General features: G+C 39.8%; 18 protein-coding genes. 7 read left to right on the plus strand and 11 right to left on the minus strand.

The window, feature by feature from the left end; genetic code table 11:
* Window positions 1-18 precede the first annotated feature (18 nt).
* From C3F34_RS01805 to gltP, 5 genes are all read left to right on the plus strand, one after another.
* A complete protein-coding gene (locus tag C3F34_RS01805; RefSeq protein ID WP_044740151.1) occupies window positions 19-1,182 on the plus strand; it encodes an HlyD family secretion protein in 1,164 nt (387 codons plus the stop codon).
* Window positions 1,182-2,312, plus strand: a complete 1,131-nt coding sequence (locus tag C3F34_RS01810) for an ABC transporter permease (protein WP_104440980.1) — start codon at window positions 1,182-1,184, stop codon at window positions 2,310-2,312. Before C3F34_RS01805 ends, C3F34_RS01810 begins: the two co-directional genes overlap by 1 nt.
* Entirely contained in the window at window positions 2,309-3,415 is a 1,107-nt protein-coding gene (locus C3F34_RS01815; protein ID WP_104440981.1) for an ABC transporter permease, read from the plus strand. The genes C3F34_RS01810 and C3F34_RS01815 overlap by 4 nt, the downstream gene beginning before the upstream one ends.
* 115 nt (window positions 3,416-3,530) lie before the next feature.
* Window positions 3,531-4,193, plus strand: a complete 663-nt coding sequence (locus C3F34_RS01820) for an IS1595 family transposase (protein WP_104440784.1) — start codon at window positions 3,531-3,533, stop codon at window positions 4,191-4,193.
* A gap of 214 nt (window positions 4,194-4,407) precedes the next feature.
* The gene (gltP, locus tag C3F34_RS01825; protein ID WP_016165920.1) at window positions 4,408-5,703 is read left to right on the plus strand and encodes a glutamate/aspartate:proton symporter GltP; all 1,296 of its coding nucleotides are present in this window, start codon (window positions 4,408-4,410) and stop codon (window positions 5,701-5,703) included.
* Between the two features lie 59 nt (window positions 5,704-5,762).
* On the opposite strand, the gene C3F34_RS01830 is transcribed toward gltP, so the two are convergent.
* The 5 genes from C3F34_RS01830 to C3F34_RS01850 all read right to left on the minus strand — a co-directional run bounded on the left by C3F34_RS01830 (window position 5,763) and on the right by C3F34_RS01850 (window position 12,562).
* Complete coding sequence (locus tag C3F34_RS01830) at window positions 5,763-6,200, minus strand: DUF3887 domain-containing protein (protein WP_228130554.1); 438 nt, start codon at window positions 6,198-6,200, stop codon at window positions 5,763-5,765.
* A gap of 74 nt (window positions 6,201-6,274) precedes the next feature.
* Window positions 6,275-9,250, minus strand: coding sequence for a DNA gyrase subunit A (gene gyrA / locus C3F34_RS01835; protein WP_104440982.1), 2,976 nt, complete (start codon window positions 9,248-9,250; stop codon window positions 6,275-6,277).
* Window positions 9,251-9,745: 495 nt separating this feature from the next.
* On the minus strand, window positions 9,746-10,681 hold the full coding sequence (locus C3F34_RS01840) for an FAD-binding protein (RefSeq protein WP_016165917.1): 936 nt from the start codon (window positions 10,679-10,681) through the stop codon (window positions 9,746-9,748).
* A 17-nt stretch (window positions 10,682-10,698) separates the two neighbouring features.
* Window positions 10,699-11,451: an electron transfer flavoprotein subunit beta/FixA family protein gene (locus tag C3F34_RS01845; protein WP_016165916.1), complete on the minus strand. Its 753-nt coding sequence runs from the start codon at window positions 11,449-11,451 to the stop codon at window positions 10,699-10,701.
* A 505-nt stretch (window positions 11,452-11,956) separates the two neighbouring features.
* Window positions 11,957-12,562, minus strand: a complete 606-nt coding sequence (locus C3F34_RS01850; protein WP_044740155.1) for a LysE family translocator — start codon at window positions 12,560-12,562, stop codon at window positions 11,957-11,959.
* 116 nt (window positions 12,563-12,678) lie between these two features.
* On the opposite strand from C3F34_RS01850, the gene C3F34_RS01855 reads away from it, so the two are divergent.
* The gene (locus C3F34_RS01855) at window positions 12,679-13,173 is read left to right on the plus strand and encodes an Lrp/AsnC family transcriptional regulator (RefSeq protein ID WP_016165914.1); all 495 of its coding nucleotides are present in this window, start codon (window positions 12,679-12,681) and stop codon (window positions 13,171-13,173) included.
* Window positions 13,174-13,181: 8 nt separating this feature from the next.
* The gene (locus tag C3F34_RS01860) at window positions 13,182-13,742 is read left to right on the plus strand and encodes a GNAT family N-acetyltransferase (protein WP_044740156.1); all 561 of its coding nucleotides are present in this window, start codon (window positions 13,182-13,184) and stop codon (window positions 13,740-13,742) included.
* Here C3F34_RS01860 and C3F34_RS01865 read toward each other — a convergent pair.
* The 6 genes from C3F34_RS01865 to lptM all read right to left on the minus strand — a co-directional run bounded on the left by C3F34_RS01865 (window position 13,722) and on the right by lptM (window position 18,310).
* Window positions 13,722-14,090, minus strand: a complete 369-nt coding sequence (locus C3F34_RS01865) for a hypothetical protein (protein ID WP_044740229.1) — start codon at window positions 14,088-14,090, stop codon at window positions 13,722-13,724. The genes C3F34_RS01860 and C3F34_RS01865 overlap by 21 nt on opposite strands.
* 213 nt (window positions 14,091-14,303) lie before the next feature.
* A complete protein-coding gene (locus C3F34_RS01870; protein ID WP_044740157.1) occupies window positions 14,304-15,227 on the minus strand; it encodes a tyrosine recombinase XerC in 924 nt (307 codons plus the stop codon).
* Window positions 15,228-15,243: 16 nt separating this feature from the next.
* Window positions 15,244-15,852 (minus strand): alpha/beta fold hydrolase, encoded by a 609-nt coding sequence (locus C3F34_RS01875; protein WP_044740158.1) that lies wholly within the window; start codon window positions 15,850-15,852, stop codon window positions 15,244-15,246.
* A 105-nt stretch (window positions 15,853-15,957) separates the two neighbouring features.
* Entirely contained in the window at window positions 15,958-16,803 is an 846-nt protein-coding gene (dapF, locus tag C3F34_RS01880; RefSeq protein ID WP_044740159.1) for a diaminopimelate epimerase, read from the minus strand.
* 13 nt (window positions 16,804-16,816) lie between these two features.
* Complete coding sequence (gene lysA / locus C3F34_RS01885; RefSeq protein WP_104440983.1) at window positions 16,817-18,061, minus strand: diaminopimelate decarboxylase; 1,245 nt, start codon at window positions 18,059-18,061, stop codon at window positions 16,817-16,819.
* 24 nt (window positions 18,062-18,085) lie between these two features.
* Entirely contained in the window at window positions 18,086-18,310 is a 225-nt protein-coding gene (gene lptM / locus C3F34_RS01890) for an LPS translocon maturation chaperone LptM (RefSeq protein WP_016165907.1), read from the minus strand.
* Window positions 18,311-18,395 lie beyond the last annotated feature (85 nt).

The following is an 18,395-nucleotide window of genomic DNA, read 5'->3' on the forward strand; positions in this document are numbered from 1 at the left end:
CTTTAATGGGGAAACCACATGAATCAAGATCAATCAACACCTGATCAAGAACCTAATGCTTCCTCATTGGAAGAAGAAAAAACAGCTAAATCTGAAACGGATGTATCAGTGCAACTGACCGAAAATAACACTGAGACAGAAAATTCAGCAGAACAGTTAAATGATGTCTCTAAAAAAGTGACTGATCCAACATCAAAAACTAAGCTTCTGAAAAGCTTCGGTATTATTCTAGCCATCTTACTGCTTGGGTTAATCGCATTTGGTTTGTGGAAAAGCTACCAACCCAAAATGGTTGAAATACAAGGAAGAGTTGAAGCGGAAACCATTCATATCAGTACCAAAATACCAAGCCGAATTGAAGAACTCTATGTACATGATGGGGAAAAAGTTCAAAAAAATCAGCCTCTCGTACGCTTATATAGTCCTGAGATTGATGCTAAAAAACAGCAGGCACTGGCTACTTTGCAATCTGCACTAGCACTGCAATCGACAGCTGATCGAGGCTCACAACAAGAGAATATTGATACCCTATTTGCCAACTGGCAAGCCGTGAAAGCTCAACAAGAGTTGGCACAGACAACCTACCAACGTGGAGCAAAACTTTTTCAGGAGGGTGTTATTTCACGTCAGCGCCGTGACGAAATGCAGGCTGCCGCCCAATCTGCTGCTCAGTTGACTGAAGCAGCCTATCAACAATATGCTCGGGCAAAACGAGGAAGTACAACTGAACAGAAATCCACAGCCGATGCGCAGGTTGAAATTGCTAAAGCTGCGGTTGCAGAGGCCAATGCGCTAGATGCTGAAACAAAATTATATTCACCTGTAAACGGTACAATTTCCAAAACCTACGGCAAAGTCTCAGAATTAGTCGCGATTGGCGTGCCTGTCATGAGTATTATTTTAGACGATGAGCTCTGGGTGAGCTTAAATGTTCGAGAAGATCAGTATGCTCAGGTCTATCAAGCTAAAACTTTGGAAGGATTTATACCCGCTTTAAATAAAACTGCACAATTTAAAATTGAAAACATTGATGCAGAGGGTGAGTTTGCCACCATCAAAACAACGCGACAAACTGGAGGCTACGACATCCGTAGTTTCAAGCTCCATTTAACACCAAGTACGCCCATTCCTGATCTCAAAGTCGGCATGAGTGTGCTGTTTAAAGTTAAAGAGAAATCCTGATGTGGGCTGGTCTCTGGCGTGAACTTCGCTATTTAGCCACACACAAATGGGACTTGTGTTTAGTTACACTCGCGCCTTTATGTGTCATTGTGCTATTTAGCTGCATGTTTGCACAGGGAAAACCTGAACATTTACCCATTGCGATTATTGATCAAGATCAGAGTAGTCTGAGTCGAAACATCGAAAAATATTTATCCAGCAATCAAAGCTTAACTATTTATACAGTAACGCCCGATTCCAATGAAGCCGAACGCCTACTGAATGAAACAAAAATATGGGGCTACGTACTGATTCCAGAAGGTGCTGAACAACGACTGGTTCAGGCCAAGGATGCTCAAATTGCTCTTGCATTTAACCAAAGCTACTTCAGCGTCGGCAATACCATTTCTTCAGCCATGCTCAGCAGTACTGTGCAAGCCATGGCAAATTACATGGGACAAAATTATTTAGAAAATAATATTCCCTATTTAGACATCCCTACCCCTAATGTGAAAATCTCGCCACTCTACAATCCGAGTCTCAGTTACGAATTTTATTTAGAACCTTTTGTCATTCCTGCTGTTCTACATTTATTACTCTGTTGTTGTGTGGCATTTTCCGTAGGTCAAGAATTTCAATTTGGGTCTGCAAAAGACTGGCTGAAATCTTCAACAATATGGATAGCGTTACTCAGTAAAGCTCTTGTATATGTTTTTATTTTCAGTATTTGGACATGGTTGTGGATGTTCTGGCTTATAGAAATTCGAGGGTGGTTTGTGGCTGGTCAACTCTGGCTCTTACTTTTAGCTCAGTTTTTATTTTATTTTGCCTATGCTTTAATTAGTGCAACTGTAGTATTAGCTACCCATAATTTAGCCAAAACTTTCGGCTTTATTGCTGTATATGGCGGTTCATCCTTAAGTTTTGCAGGTGTGACACTCCCCTTAAATAATGCTCCTGCATTTACCAAATTTTGGGCAAATATTATTCCGTACACCCCTTATGCCAAACTTCAAACTGAACAATGGGTCGTTGGTAGTCCGATACAACTTTCATTCATTCCTTTAGCAATTCTAGGTTGTTATTGTCTCGTCTATTGGACAACTTCTTTCCTGTTATTAAAAAAACGTCGAGTAGAGGTGCAGGAATGAAACAAACATTAAAGTCATTTCTTTTCTACTTTGTAAAAACATTTAAAGATATTACAAAGAATAGTTCCATTCTCACAACGATGGTGCTTTCTATCTTCTTTTATAGTTTTTTCTACCCAACAGCATACAAAGCACAACATGCTGAATCATTACCCATCATTATTGTAGATGAAGAACAAAGTACTTTAACTGCCAGTATCATTAATGCAGCAAGTAACAGTCCAAATATTCAGGTTCGTGCGGTAACAGGAAATTTTGCCGAAGCAGAGATGTGGGTAAAGCAACAACGTGCAGATGGTATTTTGCTATTACCAAATAATTTGTCTAATAGTATTCATCGCGGTGAAGTCGGAGGTGTTGGGTTATATTTGAGTGCTGCCTATTTTTTAAGAACTAAACAAATTGGTTTAGGATTGGCAACAGCCATTGAAAATACCCTCGCTGAACGCGCAGAAAAGTTTGGACAGATTTCACATTTTTCACCCGTCCTTTCTGTTCATCAAATTCCATTATTTAATACACTTTCAGGCTATGGCAGTTATATTTTTCCGGCGATTGCCCCATTAATTATTCATCAAACTATTGTCTTGGGCTTGTGTATGCTGATAGCAGGTTATCGCAACTCAAATTGGCGGAGCAAAACAACTGAGTTTTGGGGATTATTTGCTGCTGCGCTAAGCATAGGTTGTTTAGGCTGCTTTTATTTATTTGGTTTTACCTTTTGGTTCTATGACTATCCACGTGGCGGAAATTTTTTGGGAATGCTGATTGCTGTCCCAATTTTTATAAGCAGTGTGATTGGGCTGAGTCTTGTCTTGGCTTCTTATCTGGATCTTCCCGAACGCGCTGGTCATCTTATTGTTTTCACCTCCATTCCGCTATTTTTACTTTCGGGTACAGCATGGCCACATGCCGCTATGCCACAATGGATGCAATACTTAGGCTCAGTTCTACCATCTACTCAAGGTATTCAAATGTTTATTCAATTGAATCAGATGGGTGTACCTACGCAAATGGTCATTACTAAGCTCATTTATCTGAGTGTTTTTGCAAGCATCTGTTTAAGCTGGGCACATTATCGCTTATGTATCAGACCTAAATAGTCACATATTCACCACTTTTATTTTACAAATTAATCTATTTTCTATAATTAATCGTATTACCAAATTAAATTGATTAGGCTCTAGACTAGCAGACTAGTTATGTTGGTCTGTAATCATGATTAAAAACAGTAAATTAAGCCACTACAAGATTAAAAAAATCATTCAATGCTTTTGCATTGATATACCCGCTTCTAAAACTGCATTATTACTCAATTTAAATCGTAATACGATCAACTATTGGTACATGCTTTTTAGGGAAGCTATTTATGATCATCAAACAGATTTAAGAACTAAATTTGTAGGTTCTATTGAAGTGGATGAAAGCTATTTTGGCGCTAAACGACAACGTGGTTTTCATGGGAAGTTAAAACGTGGTCGTGGCACTTTAAAACAACCCGTATTTGGAATATTTGAACGGGATGGGCGTGTTTATACTGAAATCGTTCCTGACTGTAAAATGAAGACTTTACAAAAGGTTATCTTAGGTAAGGTGGCACTAGAAAGTGTCATTTATAGTGATGGATGGCGAGGCTATAATGGTCTAGTTGATGTTGGTTATTCAAAGCATTTCAGGGTAAATCACGGAGCAAATGAGTTTGCTAGAGGACAATGTCACATAAATGGAATAGAATCATTTTGGAGTTTCTGTAAACGAAGATTATCCAAGTTCAATGGTATCTCAAAAGATTATTTTGACTACCATCTGAAGGAGTCTGAATGGCGTTGGATGAGAGAACCTAATGAGTTAGCAACTGAGTTGTGGAACATCATTAGATAAAATTAAGTATAAATCTGCTAGTCTAGAGCCTTGATTAAATAGCAATCAATCAATAATAATAAATTAAAAAAAGATCGCTCATTCTTCATAATAACTTCACAATAGCCACCTTCCATCTGCCAGCATTCTTCTTTTTTTCGTGCCATCGCATTTTGATGCAGCATAAGAGTTCTTGCAGATATTTTTTGCCCCTAATTTTTTTTCTGAGCTGAGTATGAAAAAAATTAAGATAAGCCTTGCATGGCAAATTGTAATTGCACTCATTTTAGGTGTACTTCTAGGCTCTTTTCTGCACTATTCTCCTGAATATCGTGATGCCTTTGTAACTAATTTATTGAGCCCATTAGGTTCAATATTCATTAGCCTCATCAAAATGATTGTAATCCCACTTGTAGTTTCAATGCTGATTCTCGGCATTGCGAATACAAGTCATGGTACCAATGTTGGTCGCCTAGGTTTCAAAACTATTTTATATTTTGAAATTATTACAACCATTGCCATTATTGTTGGCTTGGTTGCGGCAAATATATTCCAGCCAGGCGCTGGTATTGATATGTCGACGCTAACTCAAGTCGATATTTCTAAATATCAAGAAACCAGTCATGAAGTTAGCCAACATTCTCATGGTTTAGTACAAACCATTTTGTCGCTAATTCCACCGAACTTCTTTGCTGCATTAACTAGCGGTCAAATGCTGCCGATTATTTTCTTCTCGGTATTGTTTGGTATTGGCTTAGGTTCTTTGTCTAAAGAAACGAAACAACCGCTGATTCAGGTATTGCATGGTGTTTCTGAGACAATGTTCAAAGTTACACACATGATCATGAAGTTTGCACCTTTAGGTGTATTCGGCTTGATCGCTGCGACCGTTGCAAACTTTGGCTTTAGCTCGTTACTTCCATTGGTCAAACTTGCCGTATTGGTGTATGCCGCTATTTTCTTCTTCACTTTTATTGTATTAGGATTTGTTGCCAAAATTTGCGGATTCAGCATTTGGACCATTATTAAAATCTTAAAAGATGAATTGATTTTAGCTTACTCGACTGCCAGTTCAGAAACCGTACTTCCACGTATTATGGAAAAAATGGAAGCTTATGGCGCGCCAAAAACAATTACCAGTTTTGTTATCCCAATTGGCTATTCATTCAATTTGGATGGTTCAACACTGTATCAAAGTATCGCCGCGATTTTCATTGCTCAGCTCTATGGCATTGACTTAAGCTTAGGTCAGCAAATCATTCTCGTGCTTACTCTTATGATTACCTCTAAAGGTATTGCAGGTGTACCTGGTGTTTCTTTCGTGGTGCTATTGGCGACTTTAGGCAGCGTTGGTATTCCACTTGAAGGTCTGGCGTTTATTGCAGGTATTGACCGTATTTTAGATATGGCACGTACTGCATTGAATGTTGTTGGTAATGCCTTGGCTGTACTCGTGATCAGTAAATGGGAAGGCCAATTCGATACTGAAAAGCAAAAGAACTACAATGTACAACTGAATGATACTTTGTAATTACTAATGCAATTAAAAAGGACGCTAAGGCGTCCTTTTTTATTTAATACTGCTTTTGATTATTCAATTTTCTCACCAAATACTGACACGCTAATGTCTCGAATTTTGCTGCTGCCATTGGGTTTATCAAAACTCACGTCATACTGTACTAAGTTTTTATCATAGGCATATTCATAGGTCACAGTATATTTACTTGGCTGATTGCTTTCATTCAGCAATTTTTTTGAGACAATTTTTTTGGTTTTATAATTTTCTTGAGGCAAACCACGTGCAAACTTTTGCATATCTTTTTGATTGCCTTGATAGCGTGCCTGCAACTCAGGCTCAAAATGCGTCATTAATCGATCAAAGTTTTGCGCACGTAAATCATCATAGGCCTCTTGAGCAGCCTGTACTTGCTGTGGACTAGGATCTGGAATATTGGCCTGCTGTCCCAGTTTATCGCACCCACTGAAAACCAATACCGATGCTAGAATCGCATACTTCATCTTCATCATTCTTTTCCCATTATTTATGCAGCAAATCATATAGAAAAAGGACGCCTTAGCGTCCTTTTAATTTAGATCATCACTTATTCTTCTTCAGATTCATTCAAATCTGATTCGTTTTCAGTTTCATCTACAATCATTTCTTCATCAACTAACTTTTCATTAGCCACTACTGATTCTATAGTTTCGATTTCATCTTCTTCTACTGCATCAATCGCCTCTACACCCACCAATGTTTCATCTTCACCTAAACGGATCAAACGAACACCTTGTGCGTTACGGCCTGTTTGTGCAACTTCTGAAGCGCGAGTACGAACCAAAGTACCACCGTCTGAAATCAGCATCAGTTCTTTGGTTTCATCAATCGCAACAGCACCGACCAATTCACCATTACGCTCAGAGGTTTTAATCGCAATTACACCTTTTCCGCCACGTTTCTTGGTCGGGAAGTCATCGACAGGTGTACGTTTACCGTAACCATTAGCTGAAGCACACAGCACTTCACCTGTTTCTGGAACAACAACTAAAGATACAATGCGACTAATGAAGTTTGCATCTGCTGCATCATCTTCATCCGATTCAACTTCTTCTGACTCATCGACTTGAGCTGAACCAATTGTGACACGCATACCACGTACACCCTTGGCAGAACGGCCCATCGCCCGTACATCTGTTTCAGCAAAACGAATCGCCTTACCTTCATTAGAGAACAACATAATTTGCTGTTCGCCATCAGTAATCGCTACACCAATCAAGGTATCTTCTTCATTCAGCTCAATTGCACGTAAACCATTTGAACGTACATTACTGAATTGTTCCAGCTCTACACGTTTCACAGTACCTGACGCAGTTGCCATAAATACAAAGAAGTTTTTACGTAACTTCTCAGTCAATTCTGCAAATTCAGCAACAATTTCATCGTCCAAATCAATTGCAGAAAGTTCAACACTCAACTCTTTCAGTTGCTTACGCAATGCATCGGATAATTCATCAGGATCTTCTGCCAAAGCATCAAACGAAGCTTTTAACGCTTCATAATGGGCTTCGATAATGCTATTTTCACGGAGTTTAACCACATTAGCACGAACAAAAGCTTTAAAGTCGGCTAAACGATCTTTAAATTTCTTCGGCGCATCAATCACAGGCAAAATTGCGGTAATCGTTTCATCTGCCTCTAACGGCAGTAAGTTCACCATTGGGCGACCTTTTGCACCGCGAGAAGCTTGTGGCACTTCAAACACTTTCAGGCGATATACTTTACCTACATTGGTAAAGCATAAAACCGTTGCATGGTTTGAGGTGACAATCAGATGTTGGATGTAGTCATCTTCTTTCATCGATGTTGCGGATTTACCACGTCCACCACGACGCTGCGCCGCATAGTCAGACAATGGTTGCGTTTTTGCATAACCCGTTTGCGAAACAGTTAATACAACTTGCTCTTCTGGAATTAAATCTTCACGGCAGAAATCAATACGTGATTCCACAATTTCAGTACGACGTGCATCGCCATATTGCTGAAGAATTAAAGCCAGTTCTTCTTTAATGACATTCATCAATAAATTGAAATCGTTCAGAATTGCAGTTAACTCAGCAATTTGACCTAGAATTTCGGTATATTCAGCGTGAAGCTTGTCTTGCTCTAAACCAGTTAAACGGTGCAAGCGTAACTCTAAAATCGCACCGACTTGAGTCGGAGACAAACGGTACACATCACCATCTAAACCAAATGGACGGTTTGGATCTTCACCGTCGATCACTTCAGGACGAACAGAAACTGAACCCGCTTTTTCTAGAAGTGCAACCACACCACCCGCAGCCCATTCACCTGCTTGTAAACGTTCACGCGCTTCAGCTGGGTTTGCAGAGGTCTTGATCGTTTCGATGATGGCATCAATATTCGCCAACGCAACCGTCAAGCCTTCTAAGATATGACCACGTTCACGCGCTTTGCGTAATTCGAACATGGTGCGGCGGGTCACGACTTCTTGACGATGACGAATAAATGCCGCAATGATATCTTTGAGGTTCATTAACTTAGGCTGTCCGTTGTCCAGACACACCATGTTAATGCTGAAAGAATTTTCGAGTTGCGTATTCAAGAATAAGTTGTTCACGACAACTTCTGCATTTTCGCCACGTTTTAAATCAATGGCAATACGCATACCCTCTTTATCAGATTCGTCGCGTAGCTCTGAAATACCTTCGAGTTTCTTTTCTTTCACCAACTCAGCAATACGCTCGATGGTTTTCGCTTTGTTAACTTGATATGGAATTTCAGTAAAAACAATCGTAGTACGACCTGTTTTTTGGTCTTCCTCGAAGTGATATTTACCACGGATATGCAAACGACCTTTACCCGTACGGTAAGCATCTACAATGCCTGATTTACCATAAATAATACCGCCAGTCGGGAAGTCTGGACCCGAAATATGCTGCATCAAACCTTCAATGCTGATATTTGGGTTTTCAGCATAAGCCAGACATGCATTCACAACTTCCGTCATGTTATGAGGCGCCATATTAGTCGCCATACCCACAGCAATACCAGTCGTACCGTTAATTAACAAATTCGGAATGCGCGTCGGCATCACTTGCGGGATACGTTCTGAACCGTCGTAGTTATCTTCCCAGTCTACGGTATCTTTTTCGAGATCCGCCAAAATTTCATGGGTAAGCTTTTGCATACGCACTTCGGTATAACGCATTGCTGCTGCACTATCACCATCGACAGAACCGAAGTTACCTTGACCATCTACAAGCATATAACGCAAACTAAAATCTTGCGCCATACGAACAATAGTTTCATAAACAGCATAATCACCGTGAGGGTGATATTTACCGATTACGTCACCGACAACACGGGCAGACTTTTTGTATGCTTTGTTGTAGTCATTACCCAATTCGTGCATTGCAAAAAGCACACGACGATGAACAGGTTTTAGACCATCTCGTACATCAGGTAAAGCGCGTGATACAATCACGCTCATTGCATAATCCAAATACGAGTGCTTGAGTTCATCCTCAATGGCAATCGGTCTAATTTCCGATACGCTCATGCATACTCCTTGTTATACAAGCAGGAATTCTGCCCGCATTTATATCTTAAATCTTGCAAAAATTTAACTCAGGGAATTGAGCTAAAAAACTAAAATACAGCCGTAAATTTTAGCATATTTTATCCCTTTTAGGTGCGTATTTAGCCGAGTTAATTTCGTTTGTTTTCCTTTGTTTATCGTCGTTTTTTTATACGAATTTTGAATCTGAATTAAGTTGAAAAATAAGCTATTTTGCAAAGCTAATATTCATAGCATATACAACACTTTAAATTGTTGTTTTACTTATAGTATTCGTAAATTAATTTAATATTTTTAATACTTCTAATGACTTTCGCGCTTTACAGCCTTTCTAAACTCTATTTTGCCTCACAGGTTATCTTCTATTTAGCCCTGATGAGATAAGCGCTAAGCGCAAAAAAACGCCCCTGTTCATAACAACTTAAGCATGACTTAAATTGCTTACACAAGAGCGTTTTTCGAACAATCGTTCAGAAATTAGATTTTAGATACTAATTCAGGAACAACAGTATTCAAATCACCAACTAACCAGTAGTCAGCAACTGCATTGATTGGCGCTTCTTCGTCTTTGTTGATCGCAACGATCACTTTAGAGTCTTTCATACCAGCCAAGTGCTGGATCGCACCAGAAATACCTACAGCGATATATAAGTCAGGTGCAACGATTTTACCTGTTTGACCAACTTGCATGTCGTTTGGAACGAAACCGGCATCGACCGCAGCACGTGAAGCACCTTGTGCAGCACCAAGCTTGTCAGCTAATGGGTCAAGTACTTTATGGTAGTTCTCACCAGAACCTACACCACGACCACCAGAAACAACAATTCGTGCAGCCGTTAATTCAGGACGTTCAGATTTTACGATCTCTTCAGATACAAACTTAGAGATACCTGCATCTTTTGCTTCGCTTACAGCTTCAACCGCAGCAGAACCGCCTTCAGCAGCTACAGGATCAAACGCTGTACCACGTACTGTACCTACAATGATTGCTTCGTCAGATTGAACTGTTGCAATCGCGTTACCCGCATAGATTGGACGCTTGAATGTATTTGCAGATTCAACAGCAATGATGTCTGTGATCATACTTACATCAAGAAGCGCAGCAACACGTGGAAGAATGTTCTTACCTGTTGTTGTAGATGCAGCCAATACGTGTTTGAAACCACCTTTCGCAACGTCAGCAACTAAAGCTGCAACGTTTTCAGCCAATTGGTTTGCATAAGCAGCGTTGTCAGCAAGTAATACTTTGCTTACGCCTGCAACTTTTGCAGCTGCATCAGCAACTGCTTGCGCGCCAGAGCCTGCTACCAATACAGTGATATCACCACCGATTTTTTGTGCCGCAGCAACAACGTTTAAAGTTGCACCGTTAAGTGTCTTGTTGTCGTGCTCAGCGATAACTAAAATACTCATGATTTTATCCTTCTGTATTAGATCACTTTCGCTTCATTTTTCAATTTTTCAACAAGCTCATCAACAGATTTCACTTGTACGCCTGCTTTACGGTCAGCAGGTGGTTCAACTTTAACTGTTTTAAGCTTAGTTGCTGTAGAAACACCAAAATCAGCTGGTGACTTAGTATCAAGCGGTTTTTTACGCGCTTTCATGATGTTTGGAAGAGCTGCATAACGTGGCTCGTTCAAACGTAAGTCAGTGGTGATGATTGCTGGAAGTGACAATTCAACAGTTTGTAAACCACCGTCAACTTCACGAGTCACTTGTACTTTGTCGCCATCAACTTTAACTTCAGATGCGAACGTACCTTGACCTGCACCTAAAAGTGCACCAAGCATTTGACCAACTTGGTTAGAGTCGTCATCAATTGCTTGCTTACCAAGAAGGATTAATTGTGGTTGTTCAGCTTCAACAACACCTTTAAGGATTTTAGCAACTTCCAAAGCACCAAGTTGGCTGTCATCAGCTTCAACCAAGATACCGCGGTCAGCGCCAAGTGCCATTGCAGAACGAATTTGTTCTTGAGCTTCTTTAGGACCAATAGAAACAACGATGATTTCTGAAACAGTTCCTTTTTCTTTTAAGCGAACCGCTTCTTCCACTGCGATTTCACAGAATGGGTTAATTGACATCTTAACGTTAGTAAGGTCTACCCCACTATTGTCCGGTTTAACGCGAACTTTAACGTTGGCATCAACCACACGTTTTACAGCAACAAGAGCCTTCATGTAATCCTCGGCTGTTTTAGCAAAAGTAAATGTTGAGAAAAGTTAGATTAACTCTTCACTTAAAATTTTTTAGGTGTCCTATCTTGCAATTGTATGGCATTTCGGTCAAGTCACAATTACTGAATCCGCTGTAAAAATGCGTAAAAATGGCTGAACGTCGCGTTCAAAGTTTTATTTGCATGAATTTTAATTCTAAAATAGCGGTTTTACTGTTCTAATTTTAAGCATTGATTTTTATTATTTTTTTACTTTATTTACTACATAATTTTTTCTGATCAATGACTTAAATTTCTGCTTTAGCTGTTTGAACAACTGACCAAGTATGGCTGTAAAATCAACCAAATGACTTGTCAGTTTTGACAGAACCATATTCCTGATTAAAATTTTATTCCCTAGCTACCTTTAAGTAGTCTCCCAATCCTACTTATGGCTTCGACATGATAAGAAATCTGCTGTTATACATATAAAAAAGCATGCCAATCAAGAGCATGCTTTTTTATTTCAATTAATTGGCGATCAACCAACTCGCAGCTAGCATAAGTAAACCGCCCGAACCCGCGTCAACCCATTTTTGTTTTTGAGCATCTAATTGTGCATTTGCAGTAATTTTAGCAATAACAATACTTAATCCACTATATACCACCAAGCACAAGCCTATAAAAATAGACGATAGAATCAGACCTTGTATGACAGTATTTTCCGCATTACGCATAAACTGCGGTAAAATTGCAAAATAAATCAGCATCCCTTTTGGGTTTAACAATGAAGTTAAAAAGCCCTTAGCAATTGGACTGCCTGCAGAAGCCTTGGGCACATCCAAAGATTTGCTGTTAAAAACAGCGCGAAATAAACTAAAAGCCAGATATAAAAGATAAGCAATCCCTAACCAGCGAATTGTTTCGAACAACATCGGAAAAGAAACCAATATTGCCGCGATGCCCAAGGCAACCAAGACCGAATGCACCATATAGCCCATACAAACCCCAAGTGTTGCCATAAAGCCTGCTTTTACACCTTTCGCCATCACTTGCGAAAAAATAAATAGCATGTCAGGTCCTGGAGTACACACCAGTGGTAGAACGGTCAACGCAAAGAGTAAATATACAGACATATCCTTTTCCCTTTCGAATATCGACTGAAAGTGAAAATTAGTATCTTCGAATTTATACAAAATAGGATTGCAAATATTCTATAATTAGATCCATATTTCGAATTTAATTCTATTTTATGAAATCATCTTCCAAGAATATTTTAATCAAGCTAGATCGGATTGATAAAAGTATCATTCGAGCCTTACAAGAAAATGGTCGAATCCAAAACAATGATTTGGCTAAAGAAGTTGGGCTATCTCCATCTTCCTGTTTAAGACGGGTCAAACTGTTGGAAGAGGCAGGTGTCATACAAAACTACACCACCGTGGTCGATCCTCAAAAGATTGGCTTCCAATTGATTTTATTTTCACGTATTTGGTTGGTCGGACAAGATGCTGAAACGATTGATCGTTTTATTGAAGCAATGAAAGAACTGCCTCAGGTCATGGAGTGTTATATTATTTTGGGTGAATGTGATGCCATGCTCAAAGTTGTCGTCCCTGATTTGGAAAGTTATCGAAAATTCCAGTCTACACATTTGACCAAAAAAAATGGCATTACCAGTGTCAAAACAGATTTACCTAGCCAAATTATTAAACAAAGTTTTCAACTTCCACTTGAAGATTTATAAGAGAGACAATGCAAAAGTTTCTAGAAAGTGCTCGCTTAATTTTACGTCCATGGCAAGAGACTGATCGGTTACCATTTTATCAGCTCAATGCAGACCCTGCTGTGATGCGTTACTTCCCCAAATGCTTGACTCGGACTGAAAGCGATCTGCTCATCGATAAATGCCAAGCTTTCATTGAACAACAGGGCTGGGGCTTTTGGGCAGTCGAATTAAAATCTGAACAACGTTTGATTGGTATGGCAGGATTGCATTCTCAACCTGATCAATTTAGTTTTTCACCGTGTACCGAAATTGGCTGGCGGTTGAACAAAGACTATTGGGGGCAAGGCTATGCGACTGAAGCAGCGCAACTTGCTTTAGATTTCGCATTTCAAACCCTCAATTTAAAGGAAGTTGTTTCGTTTACAGCCTCAATTAATCATCCTTCACAAGCGGTAATGAAAAGGTTAGGTATGCAATATCAACAAGAGTTTTTACATCCCGCCCTGACTGCCGAGAGTATTTTGCAAAAGCATGTGCTGTACACCATTCATCAGCATGATTTTAGCTCAGACGTGTGCATTGCCTAAAAAGTCGCGATGTACATGACTCAGTTCAATCAATTCATAACGGGACAAATCAAAAATTTCCCAGACCAATTGAAAGTCATCGGTTGTATCCATAATTGGAATAAAGTTTGTAGATACATTCCACGTTGTACCGTCCCAAACATAACATTTACGAGTATCCTGTTGCACCGCTTGCACCATACCAGAGGTATTAATTCCTTCAATCACGGAATTTTCTGGCAATAGAGGCTGCACTTCAGGTAAGCAATATTCAATAAAATGTTTAATCTGACGTAAACCATATCCTGCAAAAATATCTTTCTGCACTGAATTTAATTGATCATATTTTTCTTGTATATTCGAAATCATGGCTTGCATTCCTCTTTCATTTAACACTCAAAATTCGCAATCGGTATATTTATGCCCAATACCGCATGCCATGCGACACTTATACTTCATCTTTTGATTTTTTATTATTCTACAATAGTACAAATATGCTCCTTTTCATTTTACTCATATAATGACTGAAGCAAATTTTGTACCAGAACAAAATCATTCAGGCATATATCTACACTGAAATTGTTACTGTTTTTTGAATTGAGCACGCGGATGTGCTTGATCATAGACATTGGCAAGTCGATCAAAATCGACATGGGTATATATTTGGGTAGTACTTAAATTACTATGCCCCAACATTTCTTGTACAGCTCTTAAATCACCGCTATTTGACAGCATATGGCTTGCAAAACAATGTCTTAATAAATGTGGATGTAAATCGACACTCACCCCTGCACGTTGCGCTTGAAACTTGACACGATTTTCAATTTGTCTGGCGCCCAGTGGATTGCCTTTACGACTAATGAATACATGAGCATCAGGAACAAAATCACCATGCCACAATGGATACAACTTTAGCCAATCCATTAACGCATCTCTGGCTTTGGAACCAAAGGGAACTACACGGGTTTTGTTACCTTTACCCGTGATCCGCAATAGAAGCCGATTAAAATCAATATCTTTAATTTTAAGACTTTGTACTTCTGCTAAACGTAAGCCACTGGAATACAATAATTCCAAAATTGCCTTGTCGCGCAACCATAACTCCTGATCAGATTCTTTTTCAGGTTTAGGTTGATCTAAAATTTGCTGAATGGTTTCAATGTCGACCATACCTGGCAAGGGTCGTGGTTGACGTTTTAATTGAAAATCATCAGAAGGGTTAAATTCCAGATATTGCCCGTCTTGAGCCCATTTCATGAACTGGCGAATCGCAGACAATAACCGCTGCAAACTACTAGAACTCAATTGCTGTTGCTCTACTTTGACAGCCAAATATTCGCGTAAATCAGCCGTTTCGATATCTTGTAACAGCAATTTTTTCTGATCACAAAACTGTAAAAAATCACCAACGTCACGCTCATATGCGAGTAAAGTTAATTTAGACTGATTTTGTATTTCTCTTGCTTTCAGCCACATACCGAGTAACTGTTGGGATTCTACAGACATCATACCCACCCTAAACCTAAAAATTAAAATGAGTTAAATACTGCTGAATGTGTGCTGCAACTGCTTCTGAATGGTGTTCAGCAAAAGCATGATCACCCCCATGAATAATATGAAGTTCAGCTTGCGGGAATTTTTGCTGTAAAGTCTGTCCAACTGCGATTGGGCTAATCGGATCTTGATCTCCCCACAATAACAATACTGGTATTCTGATCTTTTCAAGTTGCTGCGATAAATCGATTTGAATATCCACAAACCAGTCTGGATAGTGAAGATACTGTTGTTGATAAGCGGTTCGCCAATCTTGTACCTGAAATGGAGTTAAATCAATTCCGCCCGAAGTTGCCAAAAGCACTAATCCTTTGACCAAATCTGGACGTGCTATTGCTGCCTGTACAGCAAAAATTCCGCCCATAGACTGTGCAATTAAAATCGATTCAGACTGAATCTGTTGCAAAACATAATTCGACAAACTGGCAAAATCGTAGACGCTTTGGTGGCTTGGTTCGTCACCAAAACTCGGATAAGCAATGACCTGTTTAGATTCTGTATGAGATAACTTATTGATTAAAGGGTGCCAGAACGTGGTACTTCCCGACGCACCCGGCAGAAAAATTAAATTTGGCATGTCTTGTACTTTATATCAATTTATCTTTGGCTTCAGCATAGCCGATTTTGATCCATAAAAAAGCACCATCATAAAGACAGTGCTTTTTTCAACATCAATACTGGTTTAGCCTTGGAAATAACGCAAGTCGATACGTCCTTCATAAACGTTGGCTGTCGGACCTGTCATCCAGACCACATCACCATCACGCCATTCAATTTGTAACTTCCCACCCGCCAGTTCAATTTCAACCTGATTTGCCAATAAACCACGGCGGATGCCTGAAACAGCAGCAGCACACGCCCCTGTACCACAAGCTAAAGTTTCGCCAACACCTCGCTCGAATACACGTAAACGTGCATGTTTTTCATCAATAATCTGCATAAAGCCTGCATTGACGCGTGCTGGGAAACGCGCATGAGACTCGACTTGTGGTCCCATGGTTGCCACATCAGCCGTAATGACATCTGGAACAACGGTCACCGCATGTGGATTGCCCATGTTCACCACATCAATTTGAATCTGTTGTTGATTTGCCAACTCTAGATCATACAAATTTTCTGGTTCATCTGCTAAAAATGGAATTTCCTGTGGTAGAAATTTTGGATAACCCATATTGACGCGTACCCAACCATTCGACCCTAATTCAGGCTCAACAATGCCTGCTTTGGTTTGTACTTTAATTTTGGTTTTAGTGGTGAGTTGTCGTTCATGTACAAAACGTGCAAAACAGCGCACGCCATTTCCACATTGTTCAACCTCTGAACCATCGGCATTAAAAATACGATATTTAAAATCCGCTTCTGGTACATCGGGTGGTTCAACAATTAGTAACTGATCAAAACCAATGCCAAAATGGCGGTCTGCAAGACGTTGAATGGTCAGTGCATCTAAATACGCGCGCTGACTAATTAAATCCACAACCATGAAGTCATTGCCTAGACCATGCATTTTAGTAAATTCTAAAAACATTTTAAGTGACTCCTTAAGGCAATAAACGCTCTTTTTCCCAAAGTGATTCGATTGTTTCACGCTCACGAATCAGATGGGAGTCAGCACCATCGACCATTACTTCAGCCGCACGACCACGTGTATTGTAATTTGAGCTCATCACAAAACCATATGCACCTGCTCCCAATACTGCAAGTGTATCGTTTTCACGAAGAGGTAAATCACGCTCTTTACCCAAGAAATCGCCTGTTTCGCAAATTGCACCCACGACATCCCATTGTAAAGTTTCGACATCATCTCGTGGCGTAACAGGTTGGATATCCATCCATGCTTCATACAAAGCAGGTCGAATTAAATCGTTCATTGCCGCATCAATAATGGCAAAGTTACGGTGATTGGTCGGTTTCAATAAATCCACTTTAGTCAGTAACACGCCAGCATTGGCAGAAATACTGCGACCTGGTTCCATATATACTTTTAGCCCTAACTTTTCTAAAGCTGGTTTGAGTGCATTGGCATACTCTTCTACAGTTGGTGGGACTTCATCTTTATAAGTTACGCCCAAACCACCACCAATATCGATATGCTTCAACTGAATACCTAACGCTTTCAGTTGCTCAATCATGAGCATGACACGATCTAAAGCATCGACAAACGGTTTGGTTTCAGTCAGTTGTGAACCAATATGACAGTCAATTCCTATAATCTCTAAGTTCGGTAGACTGGCTGCATATTGATAGGTTTCAAATACCGTATCCGAAGGAATACCGAATTTGTTTTCTTTTAATCCTGTCGAAATATAAGGATGAGTTTTTGCATCGACATCTGGATTAACACGCAAAGAAATAGGCGCTTTTTTACCTAAAGTTGCTGCCACTTTCTGAATACGATCTAATTCGGCATGAGACTCAACGTTAAAACATGCAATCTCAACTTCCAGTGCTTTTTGTATATCTGCTTCAGTTTTACCTAAACCTGAAAAGACAACTTTAGATGCATCGCCGCCTGCAGCCAATACACGAGCAAGCTCACCGCCAGTCACGATATCGAAACCACAGCCTAACTTTGCCAAGACATTGAGTACCGCGATATTTGAGTTAGACTTTACCGCAAAACAAATTTGATGGTCGATAAAATCAAACGCACGATCCATATCTAAATAATGTTTTTCAAAAGTCGCTTTTGAATACACATACAGTGGCGTGCCATATTGCTGCGCAAGCTGTTCTAGGGAACACTGCTCTGCGTGCAATACCCCATTAATGCGGGTAAAACTCATGGAAGATGTCCTTTCAATGACAAGTTAAGGAGTAGAAGATTTTGATTCTGTAGTTGCCTGTTGTTCAGCGGATTGGTCCGTTGGAACTTGCTCTGTTTTTTGCGCAGGCGCTACATTTGGATATAACAAATATTTTGCACGTTTGTCATAATTTGAATCGCTTGGTAATTGTAATGCCCCCGATTGACCACAACCGACTAATGAAGAACCCAACACCAATACACTTATGCAGCAAATGACGTGACGCATCTGACCACCTATCTCAAATTTTAACGAAGTATAACCCGATCAACGCATTGACCAAAGCATTAAACGCTAGAGATTATCGCCAGAC

The organism is Acinetobacter sp. ACNIH2, from assembly GCF_002934965.1.
GTDB lineage: Bacteria > Pseudomonadota > Gammaproteobacteria > Pseudomonadales > Moraxellaceae > Acinetobacter > Acinetobacter tandoii.